The sequence below is a fragment of the Corynebacterium casei LMG S-19264 genome, assembly GCF_000550785.1.
Taxonomy (GTDB): domain Bacteria; phylum Actinomycetota; class Actinomycetes; order Mycobacteriales; family Mycobacteriaceae; genus Corynebacterium; species Corynebacterium casei.
The window spans coordinates 3,037,656-3,051,013 of record NZ_CP004350.1; the positions used below are offsets into that span (position 1 = coordinate 3,037,656).

The window sequence follows — 13,358 nt, forward strand, 5'->3', positions numbered from 1 at the left end:
GATACTTCTCCCCTGCGCTTAGCCACATCATGATGTCGAGTCCATCACATTCAGGTCGCTCGAACGTCCACCCCGGCGCACTGAATGTCCTGGGCCAGGACGACGATGGTTTCTCCGTCATGATTGAGGGCGGCGCCATTGACTGGACTGGTCACGCTAACCAGTCCGCGCGTGAGATTGAAGAAATGCAGGACTTCAACGCTTCCGTTGACGCTGCTATCGAGTGGGTCAAGACCAACTCCAATTGGGAAGAAACCCTGTTGATTGTTACCGCTGACCACGAAACCGGCTACCTCTCCGGCATGAATGAGCCAGAAGACGGCAAGTGGAACGTCATGGCCGGTGACTCGTCTACCCTGCCAACTCACGAGTGGTACTCCGGTAACCACACCAACCAGGTAGTTCCTTTCTTCTTCAAGGGCGCTGGCTCTGAAGACATCATGAGCCAGGTCAAGGGCACCGACCCGGTGCGCGGTGACTACATCGACAACACTGACATCGCAAAGCTAGCGAAAAACACCTGGTGGACCAACGGCAGCAACACCGGTGGCAACGACGATGACGACAAGAAGCCTGTTGCTTCTGGTTCCAGCAACGCTTTCTCTGGCCTTGCGGGCGCGGGCATCATGGCTGCTGTCATTGGCGCGCTGGTAGCACTCGCCCAATCCGTGGGCGTTGTCTCCATTGACACCTCCGCGATTGACCGTTTGATCCGTCAGTTCAAGTAGTTCGCAATCACCAGTTTTTGGCTGGTGGTTTAATGGACTGCATGAATGCACGCGTTGCCTCCACCAATATTGCCGTCCCCCGCGACAATGCGGCTGGTACTTACAGCCGCACCGGGATCGATAAGCAGCCGGCCGAATCCATCTCTGTGTTCGCGCCCGGGCCCAACTACGGCGACGGCTCCGGCGTGACCGGAGATTTTATTGGCGATGACCAGCACCACGGCGGCGCACACAAAGCCGTGTATGCGTTCTCGCGCGAAGAGCTGGACTTTTGGCAGGATGAGCTAGGCAGAAAGCTTGTCGATGGCTCCTTTGGAGAAAACCTCACCACCCACGGCATCGACCTGGGTGGTCTTGTCATCAATCAGCGCGTTCGAATTGGAACCGCGGTTTTAGAGGTCTCAGTCCCCCGCACCCCGTGCGCGACTTTTGCTGCATGGCTGGAGGAAAAAGGCTGGGTGAAAAAGTTCACCGCACGCGGCGACTGCGGTGCTTATTTTCGAGTTATTTCCCCAGGCACTATCACCCCGAATGACGAGATAATTCTTGAAGAAGCTCCTAGCCACGGAGTCACCATGGCTGAAGCTTTCGCCGTAAAGATGGGCGCCAAAGAAAACCTAGAAAAAGTGGTGAATGCCCATTGTTTACCTGGGCATCACCACGAACAGCTTGCACGCCGTTTAGAGCGGGTAAATTAGCCGTTCACCACGTGTGGGTAGGCAAGGCCCTTGAGGCCTTCTACGCCGAACTCAACGCCGTAGCCGGAGTTCTTGGTGCCACCAAATGGGATGCGTGGATCCACGTTGCCGTGGGCATTGATCCAGGTAGTACCGGCTTCGAGCTGCGATGCAACCTCGAGGGCACGCTCGCGGTCAGAAGACCAGACGGAAGACCCCAGGCCAACATCGAGGGAGTTAGCCATCTCGATGGCTTCATCAATAGTCGAGTACTTGATAATCGGCAGGGCTGGGCCAAATTGCTCTTCAGCAACCAGTGGGTTGTCGTTGTCGATATCAGCAACCAGGGTAGTAGGGAAGAAGTATCCCGGCTGGTCGTAGTCAGGCTCACCGCCAACAAGCACACGTGCGCCGCCGTCCTTTGCAGCCTTGACCAGCTTGTCGACGATATCGAACTGCTGCTTATTCTGCAGCGGCCCCAGCACGTTTTCTTCTTCCAGGCCGACGCCCATCGGCATATTCTTGGCCACCTCAACGAGTGCGTCCACGACCTCGTCATAGATGGACTCTGGAACGTACAGACGCTTCATCGCGGCACAGGTCTGACCAGTGTTAATGAATGCGCCCCAGAAAAGGCCCTCGGCGATTTCCTTAGCGTTGACATCGTCAAGCACAATGCCAGCGTCGTTGCCGCCGAGCTCAAGAGTCACGCGAGCCAGGGAAGCTGCGGTGGATTCCACAATCTTGCGGCCGGTCTCAGTGGAGCCGGTGAACATCAGCTTGTCGATGCCCTGGCTCGTCGACAGGGCCGCGCCCACCTTGCCATCGCCAGTGACGATGTTGAGCACACCTTCCGGTAGGACACTGTTGATGACCTTGACCAACGCAAGAACAGACAGCGGCGTGTATTCGGAGGGCTTCATGACAACGGTGTTGCCCATGCGCAATGCCGGGGCTAACTGCCAAACGGAAATCATCATTGGCCAGTTCCATGGGCCAATCGCGCCAACCACGCCGAGTGGGCGGTAGAAGACCTTCGCGGTGGTCTCACCGTCTTCAACAACGGTGTGGTCAGGGGATTCAAAGGAAGCGGTGGCACGCAGCCATGCCGAACATGCGCCGACCTCAAAGCGGGCATTTGGTCCGTTCAGTGGCTTACCCTGCTCGCGGGAGAGCAGTTCGGCGAGTGGTTCAGCAGCGGCTTCAATGGCATCGGCAGCAGCAAGCAGCAGTTCATTGCGCTTTGCCTCGCCGAGCTTTGCCCATTCCTTCTGCGCATCGCGTGCGCGGGTGATCGCTGCTTCCATATCTTCTGGGGTGCCGGCCGGGGCAACGCCCACAACTTCGCCGGTGGCTGGGTTTTTCACTTCATCGCCGGATTCAGCAACGATGGAAGCGAGTAGGGAATCATAGGTATCGAACTGGGACACGAAGTGCTCCTTATGTGTAGGTAACCGTGAAGAATACGCTTATCTCTAGGATATATATCACTTGCATTTATTGTTGTGTTTGCGCGCACAGTAGTTGTTTCTTAATGTGAACCCCGCCCAGCTTTCTGGCGATATAGTTGAAACATGCCGCAATTACCTGCCTCCCACTTGGACCTCAACGAGTGGAAAATTGCGTCTAATTCGGCGTTCGGGAAGCTCGATATTGAGGCATCAGACCCGGAGTCTTTCCAGGTAGAGCTTAAAACCGCGACGGCAGGGGATGTGTCTTTATTTGATATGCGCACCGGTCCGCATTCCGTTGCCCGGCGCGCTGAGGACATTCCGGCGGGGGACGTGCCGTACTGCAAGTTGAGCCTGCAAATTCAAGGCTCATCGGTGATGCGCCAGGATGGTCGCGAGTGCCAGCTAAATCCGGGGGACTTGGCGTTGTATGTCACGCAGCGTCCTTATGAGCTGGAGTATTCGCAGGAACAGCATTCGCTGGTGGTGCTCTTTCCGCAAAGCTACTTGCACCTGACGCCGTTCCAATTGGAGAGCATTACCGCGCGCACCGTGTCACGCACCGACGGTCTGGGCCGGGTGATGGTGCCGTTGTTTGAGCAGTTGGCTGAAAACATTGAGGTGCTTGAAGGCCCGCACGCGGTGGCGCTGTTGCAGTCGGCTTTGAACATGCTGGTGACGGTCTTTGCTTCAGAGCTGGATTCGCAGCCGGGCATGAACTCAGAGAACTTGTTGTTTGAGCAGGCGCAACAGTACATCGAGCAAAATCTTTCCGATCCAGAATTGGGCCCGCAAACTATCGCGGATGCTCTTTTTGTCAGCGTGCGCCAGCTGCACGCGCGCTTCGCTGCACAAAAGACGACGGTTGGTGTGTTTATCCGCACCCAGCGCCTCGAACACATCCGAGAGGACCTGGCTAACCCATTGATGAAGAGCGAGTCCATCTCCACCATTTCGGCACGCTACGGCTTACATGATGCATCGCAGGTCTCGCGCGCGTTTAAGACGGAGTTCCGCGAGTCACCGAGCGCGTTTCGCGCCCGGGTTTTTCAAAGCTAGGGGAGAGGCAACAGAATGCGGGAGTTTATTTACCAGGCGCATCCCATGCGCGTGCGCTTTGGCGTGCGAGCTTTTGATGTCGTTGCCGAGGAAGTCGAGCATCTCGGCCTGCAGCGCGTGGCGGTGTTGTGCACGCCGGGGCGTGCGGAGTTAGGGCAGGCGCTTGCACGTGCCCTTGGTTCACTGTGCGTTGGCGTTATCGCCAAGGCGGTCATGCATGTACCGCGCGAGGTCGCCGCTGAGACCATCGCCGAGGTGCAGGCTCTCGGTGCTGATGGTTGCGTGAGCATCGGCGGCGGCTCCGCCATTGGGCTGGGCAAAGCAGTGGCAATGGAAACAGGGCTTGCCACCATCGCGATTCCCACCACCTATGCAGGCTCAGAAATGACTACGGTGTGGGGCATGACTGCCGATGGCCACAAGACCACCGGGCGTAATGAATCCGTGCTGCCGAAGAGTGTTATTTATGATCCCGAGCTCACCAGAGGCTTGCCCGTGGATACATCTATCACCAGCGGGTTCAATGCTCTTGCGCACGCAGTGGAGGCGCTCTACGCGCCCGATAACTCACCAATCATTTCCTTGATGGCCGAAGAGGGCATACGAGCACTTACGTCTGCCTTGCTCGGTATCCGCGCTAATCCTGAAGACCGCGAGGCACGCAGTGATGCGCTCTACGGCGCATGGCTGTGCGGGACCTGCTTGGGTTCGACCACCATGTCACTGCACCACAAAATCTGCCACGCACTCGGCGGCACATTGAACCTTCCGCACGCTGAAACCCATACGGTGATGCTGCCGCATGTCCTGGCATTCAACCAGCCCGCAGTACCCGAGGCGGTCACCGCACTATCACGCGCGCTCGGATCCGCACAGCGTTCTACTATTACTGATCCAGCACGGTCCTTCTGGGAGCTCGCACGCGAACTCGGCGCACCGACTTCCTTGCAGGAACTAGGCATGCAGCAGAAGGACATCCCGCGTATTGCCCGGGATGTCCTGAGTAGTTCATATGGAAATCCGCGTGAGGTTTCCGAAGAATCCATCACGCGGATTATCTCTTCCGCCTGGTCAGGGAAGTTGTAGCTATTCGGAGCAGAACTTCTCGGCCAGAGCGCGGGAGTGGTTCGCCAGCAGGGAGACATCGGCTGCGATGAGCGTGAAGTCCACGCCGGCATCCATGTAGGCCTGCGCCTGGTCCAAGTTGAAGGCGTTGACGCCAACAAACTTGCCGGCTTCCTTCGCCTTGGCAATGGTGGCATTAACAGCATCAACCACATCCGGGTGCTGCTGCTGACCAATAAGGCCCATAGAGGCAGCGAGGTCAGAAGGGCCGATAAAGACGGCATCGACGCCATCAACAGCGAGGATCTCATCGGCGTTCTTCACCGCTTCGGCTGACTCGATCTGCACGGTGAGGCTGAGGGTCTCACTCGCGGTGGTGAGATAATTCGGCACCGCATTCCAGCGCGAAGAACGCGCCAGTGCAGAACCCACACCACGCACGCCACGCGGCGGGTAATGCATCGCTGCAACCGCAGCTTCGGCTTCCTGGGCGGAATCGACCATAGGAATCATCAAGTTCTGCCCACCCAGGTCAAGATACTGTTTAATCAACACGGTGTCATTAACCGGCAAGCGCACCATCGGCGTTGCATCATAAGCGCTAACCGCGCGCAGCAAGGTGGTAATGGTCTCCAGGCTATAAGGGGAGTGCTCACCATCGACGAGTACCCAATCAAAGCCCGCGGAGGCAACAATCTCTGCCGCGACAGAAGAGCCGGAAGAGATCCACATGCCGACCTGCGGCCGCGAGGCATCGGCAAGCTGTGCATTAAACGGCTTTGGTAGTTCTACTGGAAACGGCATGTGATTGCTCCTAGCTCACCATAATCGGCGTGGACAGTATCGCCTGGGTAAACCCACATTGGCTTGGTAAATGAACCTGCCAGGATGATCTCCCCGGCCTTGAGGGTCTCACCGTGCGCGTGCAGTTTATTAGCCAGCCAAGCAACACCCATCGCTGGGTGGTTGAGCACGGCCGCGGCCACTCCGGTGTCCTCAATAGACTCATTGCGGTACAGCAGGGCAGAGACCCAACGCAGGTCAACCGCATCCGGTGCAACGGGGTTGCCACCATAAACCATCGCGCCCAAAGCCGCGTTGTCAGAAATGGTGTCCACGATGGTGCGGCCTTCCATCTCAATGCGAGAAGACAAAATCTCCAGCGCTGGCACTACGTATTCCGTTGCGCGCAGCACGTCGAAGATGTTGACGTTCGGGCCAGACAAGTCCTCTTTGAGCACGAACGCCAGCTCCACCTCAATGCGCACATTGGAGAACTGCTCATGCTCAATGATGGAGCCGTTTTCAAAAATCTGATCTTCAAAGATTGCGCCATAATCTGGCTCAGTAATGCCGGTGGCCTCCTGCATAACCTTGGAAGTCAGACCAATCTTGCGGCCGACCAGCTTGGAACCCGCATCAATCTTGCGCTGCACCCACTGGCCTTGGACCGCGTAGGAATCCTCCACAGTCATATCCGGGTAAGTCGCGGTCAGACGCGGAATCATGGTGCGGTTGTTCTCCGCCTCATGCAGCTGCTTAGCAATATCTTTTAGTTGTTGTTTATCTAGCATTTACAGGTTTCTCCTTGGTTGGAACCTTTAAATAGATACTCGACATAGAACCTTGTTTAAAAGGAGACAAGCCCAAGCGAGGATCCCCGCTTGGGCTTGAGCATAGTTGCGGGGATTAAAGCTGGTTGCCCAGCTTGTATTCGCCCTGCTTCCACTCTGGCATGGACTCTTCTCCCTCGTCAGAACGAGTGTAGGAGAAACCGTCTGCGCCGATGGTCTCTTCCAGCTCGGAAGCATCCGTGCGCTCCACCAGTGGAACGAGGTTGCCGTCCAGGTCCAGAACGCGGGATGCGTCGGTGTACCAAGAAGGTACAACTGGGGTGCCCCACCAGTCACGGCGCTGGTTATCGTGCACGTCCCAGACAACAACTGGGTTGTCAGGATCCCCGGTGTAGTAGTCCTGGGTGTAGATTTCCACGCGGTGTCCGTCTGGATCGCGCAGGTAGAGGTAGAAAGCGTTGGAGACACCGTGGCGGCCAGGGCCACGCTCAATTGCATCCGAGCGACGCAGTGCGCCGAGCTTGTCACAGATAGCCAAGATGTTGTGCTTCTCGTGCGTTGCGAATGCAATGTGGTGCATACGAGGGCCATCGCCACCGGTCATCGCGGTGTCATGCACGGTTGGCTTGCGGCGCATCCATGCAGCGTAGGTGGTGCCCTTGTCGTCACGAATAGCTTCGGTGACGCGGAAGCCCAAGTCTTCCATGTACTTCTCAGCCTTAGGAACATCAGGGGTCACCTGGTTGAAGTGGTCCAGACGAACCAAAGCACCTGGGCTGTAGAGCTCGTAGCGCCACGCGAGGCGCTCTACGTGGTCTACCTCGTAGAAGAACTCATAAGGAAAGCCCAGTGGGTCTTCCACACGGACGGAGTCACCGATGCCCTTGACAAAGCCATCCTTGTTGCGCTCGGTACGGCAGCCAAGGTTCTTGTAGAAAGCTTCCGCTGCATCCACATCTTCTGGGGTGCGAACGCGGTAGCTGAATACGCCGATGGCGGCTTCAGGGCCCTTCTTCAGCACGATGTTGTGGTGAATGAATTCTTCCATGGAGCGCAGGTAGATCTCATTGTCGTCTTCTTCGGTAACAACGAGGCCGAGAACGTCCACGTAGAACTCGCGGGACTTTGCCAAGTCGGTAACAACGATCTCCATGTATGCGCAGCGCAGAATATCTGGGGCTTGTACTTCAGTCATGATGACTCCTTGTGGTCAAAAGGAAAAAGGGGAGGTGAGAGGAAGGGAAGGGGTGTTGAAAATTAGTCAGTCTGCTTGCCGAAGACTGGATTGTGGACTTCGCCTAAGTTGATGTGAACAGCCTGCTGGTCGGTGTAGAAGTCGATGGAGCGGTAGCCACCCTCATGCCCCAGACCGGATGCCTTGACGCCACCGAATGGGGTGCGCAGGTCACGTACGTTGTTGGAGTTCAACCAGACCATGCCGGCTTCAACGTTCTGTGCGAAGTTGTGGGAGCGCTTCAGATCAGAAGTCCAGATGTACGCAGCCAGGCCGTACTTGGTGTTGTTGGCCAGCTCAAGAGCTTCTTCATCGGTATCGAATGGGGTGATGGCTACGACTGGGCCGAAGATTTCTTCCTGGAAGATGCGTGCTTCTGGGTCAACGTCGACGAAGACGGTTGGCTGAACAAAGTTGCCCTCTGGGAACTCCTCTGGGCGCTCGCCGCCAGCAACCAGCTTTGCTTCCTGCTTGCCGATTTCAATGTAAGAAGTGACCTTCTCGTAGTGCTCCGGGTGAACCAGTGCGCCAACCTCAGTCTTAGGGTCAGATGGCAGGCCAACCTTGACGCGCTTAGCCTGTGCTGCGTAGCGCTCAACGAACTCGTCGTAGACGCCGCGCTGAACCAAGATGCGGGAACCAGCGGTGCAACGCTCACCGTTGAGGGAGAATACACCGAAGATGGTGGCATCAATCGCGGTGTCCAAGTCAGCGTCATCGAAGACGATAGCTGGGGACTTGCCGCCGAGTTCCATGGACAGGCCCTTGAGGTAAGGCGCTGCGTTGCCGAAGATGATCTGGCCGGTGCGGGATTCGCCGGTGAAAGAAATCAGTGGAACATCTGGGTGCTTCACCAGTGGGTCACCAGCGTAGCCTTCTTCACCGAAGCCGTTGACCAGGTTGAATACGCCCTTTGGCAGGCCTGCTTCTTCGAAGATGCCAGCCCACAGCTGAGCGGACAGCGGAGTGAACTCTGCTGGCTTGAGCACAACGGAGTTACCGGTAGCCAAAGCAGGTGCAAGCTTCCAGGACTCCAGCATGAACGGCGTGTTCCATGGGGTAATCAGACCCGCGACGCCGATTGGCTTGCGGTTAACGTAGTTGATTTGGCGGCCTGGCACCTTGTAGGCATCATCGGCCTGCGCGACAATCAGGTCAGAGAAGAAACGGAAGTTTTCCGCGGCACGCTTTGCCTGGCCAGTGGCCTGGGTGATGGGCAGACCGGAGTCGAAAGACTCCCAGGCTGCGAGAACCTCAGCGCGGGATTCCACGACGTCTGCAATCTTGTCCAGCACGCGGGCACGCTCACGAGGAAGCATGGAGGACCAAGGGCCGTTCTTGAAGGCATCGTTAGCCGCGGCGACTGCCTTGTCGATGTCTTCTGGCTTACCGGAGGCGGCCTTGATGTAGGTCTGGTTGGTGACTGGGTCGATGACCTCGAACTCATCACCGTCGACGGATGGAACAAACTCACCGTTGATGTAGTGAAGAATTTTCTCTGGCAGGTCCTGTGGCTTTGCAGCATCATTATTAGTCATGTTTTAGCTCCTTAAGCTTCTGTGCTTGCTGTACTAGTTGTCTTTGTCTGCGGTGTTTTCCGCATTCAAGCGCTGACGGTAGGTGGTGGAGGTTTCAAGTCGGTGGTTACGGGCCTGGGCTTCGATGTAGAACTTGTCTGCTTTTGCTTCGATGAGTGCAACCAACCTCTCGTGCTCTTCCACGGAGTCCTGCGCCCTTTGCGGCACATACCTGAAGGTGGAAACGCGGAAGTACTCGAGGTTCTCCCATTCATCGAAAAGCAACTGCACCAACCTGGCGTTCGGGCACTTGCCAAACAACACTCGATGAAAAGCTTTATTTAATTGTGTGAACTCAATCGGATCGAAATCCTCGAGCAAATCGCGCATCTTCTGGTTCACCGCCCGCGCCTGCGCCAAATCCTCTGTTTCTAACAGCGGGGCGGACAAGGCGGTGGCCCTGCCTTCCAATACGGCGATGGTCTCCATGGTTTCGAAGTACACATCCTGGTTGTAGGTAGAAACCCGGGCGCCCACATTGCGCTCGTAGGTGACTAGGCCCTCTGCCTCCAGCTGCCGGATGGCCTCTCGCACAGGGACGACGCTGACTTCCAGCGCCTCCGCAATCGTGGAAAGCACCAGGCGATATCCGGGCTCATATTCGCGGGTTCGGATTCTTTCCCGAATCCACGCGTAGGCCGTTTCCGCCTTCGACTTGCTAATTGTTTGCGTCGCCATCGGACTCAGCTACATTCTCAGCTGGATTCGGCACCGGGTTGGACTCAACATAAGCCAGGTAGGCTTCCTTGTTCTTACCGGTTGGCGGGAACATGCCGTCCAGGCTTGCGCCCTTGGCGATCTGGGCTGCAACCCACTCATCCTCGTGTTCCTTCTTCAAGGCTGCGTCCACAACCTCTTCGGCGATATCACGTGGGATGACCAGCACACCGTCATCATCACCGACGATGATGTCGCCCGGCTGCACGGCTGCTCCGCCACAAGCGATGGTGATGTCGGAATCCCATGGCACATGCTTGCGTCCCAGCACTGATGGGTGTGGACCCTGACTGAATACCGGAAGGCCAATGCGCTTTACTTCTTCATAATCACGCACCGCGCCATCAGTGACCACGCCAGCAGCCTTGTTGGCCTGCGCCCGCAATGCCAGGATGTCACCCAAGGTGCCGGCCTCGCGCGTGCCACGAGCTTCGATGACAATGACTTCATCTTCGCGCACGGAATCAAAGACTGCCTTTTGCTCATTCAGGCCGCCGCCGTGGGACTGAAACAGGTCCTCGCGGAAGGGGATGAAACGCAGAGTGCGAGCCACGCCGACCAGCTTGGTGCCGGTGGTCTGTGGGAAGACCCTTTCAATGAAGCAGTCCACGTTGCCGCGGTTGCGCAACTGCGCCGACAGACCAGCTGTTGGCGCTGCCTGCAGCTTTGCCTTCAGCGCAGATGGCAGTTTCTGCTTATCTTCAACTGGTGGAAGACCAGCAGATTCACGGTCACCGAAAGCATCCTCGCGCTGCTTGTCGTCCACATTTGGAAGCTGACCAACAGCCGGGTCAAATGATGCTTCAATCTCAGTAACGGTGGTCTTCAAACGGCCCGAAGTCACGCCACCTGGGACATCAACTTCAACCTCAACCATGTCACCTGGGACGATGACGGTGGAGCCCGCTGGGGTACCGGTCAAAATAATATCGCCGGTTTCCAAGGTCATGTGCTGAGAAAGGTCAGCCACAAACTGTGCGAGTGGGAAAATGAGGTCCTCATCCGAGGTGCCATCTTCCTGGACAATTTCACCGTTGACCCAGGTGCGCAGACGCAGACCCTTAGGGTCAATCGTCTGCGCATCAATCAGATCTGGACCAATCGGGGTGTAGCCGTCACGCGACTTGGAGCGGGTGTTAGATCCCTTGTCCTGCGCGCGGTAGTCATACAAACCAATATCATTGGAGGCGGTCACGTAGGCGACGTGATCCCACGCATTTTCAAGGGGGACATTGCGCGCAGGCTTGCCGATGATCAAAGCGACTTCACCTTCAAACGCCAGCAACTCAGTGCCAGCTGGACGCTCAACAACTCCGCCTGATTCGGCGAGAGTGCTGGTTGCCTTGATGAAGTAGCTCGGATACTTAGGCCGGCGTCCGCGTTGTGCCGCACGGGACTCAAATGCCACATGGACAGCGATCATTTTGCCCGGAAAATCCGGGAGGAACGAAGGAACGGCCACGAATAATTCCTTTCTGCTCATTGCTATTTGACTCAAATCGTATATCATTTGATCGCGTTGGGCAAGTGCGTCACCTCACAAATGCCTAGAAAGTACAAGCAGCACCACACGATTGAAAGGGGTTTTAATGACCTCGACCACCACAACCAAAGACGTTTCGCGTCGCGAGCGCCGCAGAGTCCTCGCGGCAACCACCATCGGCACAGCCATCGAGTGGTACGACTACTTCCTCTACGCGGCAGTCGCTGGCCTGGTCTTTAACCAGGTCATGTTCGGTCCCCTTGAAGGCGGAATGGCCAGCATTATTGCCTTTTTGACCGTGGGCATTTCCTTCCTCTTCCGCCCCTTGGGCGCATTTCTAGCTGGGCACTATGGTGACCGTCTGGGCCGCCGCTTCGTCCTCATGGTGACCTTGTTTGCCATGGGTGGCGCAACCACCTTGATCGGTTTACTTCCCACCTATGACACGCTGGGATATTGGGCACCATTGCTGCTCATCCTGCTGCGCATTATTCAAGGCATTTCAGCCGGCGGCGAATGGGGCTCCGCGGTATTGCTCGCGGTGGAACACGCACCGAAGGAAAAGCGCGGATTGTTCGGCGCGGGCCCCCAGATTGGTGTACCAATCGGCCTTCTGCTGTCCTCGGGCGTTTTGTCCATCATGAACTGGATTGCCCCCGGCGATGCCTTCATGGAATGGGGCTGGCGCGTACCATTCCTGCTCTCAGTCGTGCTGGTAGCGGTTGGCTACTTCGTCCGCATGGGCGTTGATGAGTCCCCCGTCTTCGAAGAGATGGCTGAGCGCAAGGAAGTGGAAGCAGAAAACCCAGCCAAGGTGCTGTTTAAGAAGTTCACCCCGCTGGTTATCGTCGCAGCTCTCGTTTTCGCTGGTAACGGCACCGTGGGTTACATGACCACCGGCGGCTACATCCAGTCCTACGCTTCCGACCCGAATGGCCCAGTCGGTCTTGAACGCGGCGACGTTCTCAACGCCGTCACCCTATCTGCAGTGACCTGGATGTTGTTTACCCTGTTTGCCGGATTCATCTCTGACAAGATTGGCCGCCGCACCACCTACCTGATTGGCTTCGCGCTGCAGGCAATTGCTGCCGCCGCGTTGTTCCCATTGGTCAACACCGCCAACCTCGGCCTGTTGTACTTCGCACTCATCGCCCTGACCATCGGCCTGGGCCTGACCTATGGCCAGCAATCCGCCATGTACGCCGAGCTTTTCCCGGCCTCCATCCGCGCCAGCGGTGTTTCCATCACCTACGCGCTCGGCTCAGTCTTGGGTGGCGCTTTTGCCCCAATGATTGCCGCTGCCCTGGTGGAAGCCACCGGCTCTACCACTGCTGTATCCATCTACCTGGTCAGCGCCTGTGTCATCGGCTTCATCTGCGCCTTCCTCCTGCGTGAGCGCAAGGGCATCCCACTAGCATCCGACCACGAAGAAGAGCAGTCCAAGAACCACTTCATTTTCAGCAAGAACTAATCGTCGACGATTAGTTCTTGGCAGAGAGTTTTCTTCCAAAAGCACTGAAACGGCCCCGCCGGTATCCACATCAGATATCGGCGGGGCTTTTCTCTGCGCCTGTAAGTCCACAACGTCTATCGATGCCCACTTTGGAGGACGCCAAAACCTAATTCCATGTGAATACACCACACGGAACAGGCTAGGAAAGCGCTCCCCACGGGAATTGCACCCCTAGTGCGGGTACCAGCATCTTTGTTAAACGCGCGACATATTTCCCTCCCTGTTTGACGTGTCACTATTGCCTGAAGTGGCAACATCATATATGATTCGCCACATAGGG

General features: G+C 56.8%; 12 protein-coding genes. 5 read left to right on the forward strand and 7 right to left on the reverse strand.

All coding sequences use genetic code 11. The features are described from left to right. Positions 1 to 32 precede the first annotated feature (32 nt). Both CCASEI_RS13820 and CCASEI_RS13825 read left to right on the forward strand, forming a co-directional pair. The gene (locus tag CCASEI_RS13820; RefSeq protein WP_225868410.1) at positions 33 to 728 is read left to right on the forward strand and encodes an alkaline phosphatase; all 696 of its coding nucleotides are present in this window, start codon (positions 33 to 35) and stop codon (positions 726 to 728) included. 41 nt (positions 729 to 769) lie between these two features. Next, complete coding sequence (locus tag CCASEI_RS13825; RefSeq protein WP_025388326.1) at positions 770 to 1,426, forward strand: MOSC domain-containing protein; 657 nt, start codon at positions 770 to 772, stop codon at positions 1,424 to 1,426. Here CCASEI_RS13825 and CCASEI_RS13830 read toward each other — a convergent pair. After that, positions 1,423 to 2,835 (reverse strand): aldehyde dehydrogenase family protein, encoded by a 1,413-nt coding sequence (locus CCASEI_RS13830; protein WP_025388327.1) that lies wholly within the window; start codon positions 2,833 to 2,835, stop codon positions 1,423 to 1,425. The genes CCASEI_RS13825 and CCASEI_RS13830 overlap by 4 nt on opposite strands. A 144-nt stretch (positions 2,836 to 2,979) precedes the next feature. Between CCASEI_RS13830 and CCASEI_RS13835 the strand changes: the two genes are divergently transcribed. Then, on the forward strand, positions 2,980 to 3,915 hold the full coding sequence (locus tag CCASEI_RS13835; protein ID WP_025388328.1) for an AraC-like ligand-binding domain-containing protein: 936 nt from the start codon (positions 2,980 to 2,982) through the stop codon (positions 3,913 to 3,915). Between the two features lie 15 nt (positions 3,916 to 3,930). Then, complete coding sequence (locus tag CCASEI_RS13840) at positions 3,931 to 5,001, forward strand: maleylacetate reductase (RefSeq protein WP_025388329.1); 1,071 nt, start codon at positions 3,931 to 3,933, stop codon at positions 4,999 to 5,001. On the opposite strand, the gene CCASEI_RS13845 is transcribed toward CCASEI_RS13840, so the two are convergent. The 6 genes from CCASEI_RS13845 to CCASEI_RS13870 all read right to left on the reverse strand — a co-directional run bounded on the left by CCASEI_RS13845 (position 5,002) and on the right by CCASEI_RS13870 (position 11,544). Next, entirely contained in the window at positions 5,002 to 5,784 is a 783-nt protein-coding gene (locus tag CCASEI_RS13845) for an HpcH/HpaI aldolase family protein (RefSeq protein ID WP_025388330.1), read from the reverse strand. Further along, a complete protein-coding gene (gene hpaH, locus CCASEI_RS13850; RefSeq protein WP_025388331.1) occupies positions 5,769 to 6,554 on the reverse strand; it encodes a 2-oxo-hept-4-ene-1,7-dioate hydratase in 786 nt (261 codons plus the stop codon). The genes CCASEI_RS13845 and hpaH overlap by 16 nt, the downstream gene beginning before the upstream one ends. A 115-nt stretch (positions 6,555 to 6,669) precedes the next feature. Beyond that, positions 6,670 to 7,749: a 3,4-dihydroxyphenylacetate 2,3-dioxygenase gene (gene hpaD / locus CCASEI_RS13855; protein ID WP_025388332.1), complete on the reverse strand. Its 1,080-nt coding sequence runs from the start codon at positions 7,747 to 7,749 to the stop codon at positions 6,670 to 6,672. A gap of 62 nt (positions 7,750 to 7,811) precedes the next feature. Continuing rightward, positions 7,812 to 9,326, reverse strand: a complete 1,515-nt coding sequence (hpaE, locus tag CCASEI_RS13860) for a 5-carboxymethyl-2-hydroxymuconate semialdehyde dehydrogenase (protein ID WP_025388333.1) — start codon at positions 9,324 to 9,326, stop codon at positions 7,812 to 7,814. Positions 9,327 to 9,359: 33 nt separating this feature from the next. Beyond that, entirely contained in the window at positions 9,360 to 10,043 is a 684-nt protein-coding gene (locus CCASEI_RS13865) for a GntR family transcriptional regulator (protein WP_006822233.1), read from the reverse strand. After that, complete coding sequence (locus CCASEI_RS13870) at positions 10,024 to 11,544, reverse strand: fumarylacetoacetate hydrolase family protein (RefSeq protein WP_025388334.1); 1,521 nt, start codon at positions 11,542 to 11,544, stop codon at positions 10,024 to 10,026. The genes CCASEI_RS13865 and CCASEI_RS13870 overlap by 20 nt, the downstream gene beginning before the upstream one ends. A 127-nt stretch (positions 11,545 to 11,671) precedes the next feature. On the opposite strand from CCASEI_RS13870, the gene CCASEI_RS13875 reads away from it, so the two are divergent. After that, entirely contained in the window at positions 11,672 to 13,036 is a 1,365-nt protein-coding gene (locus tag CCASEI_RS13875) for an MFS transporter (RefSeq protein WP_006822235.1), read from the forward strand. Positions 13,037 to 13,358 lie beyond the last annotated feature (322 nt).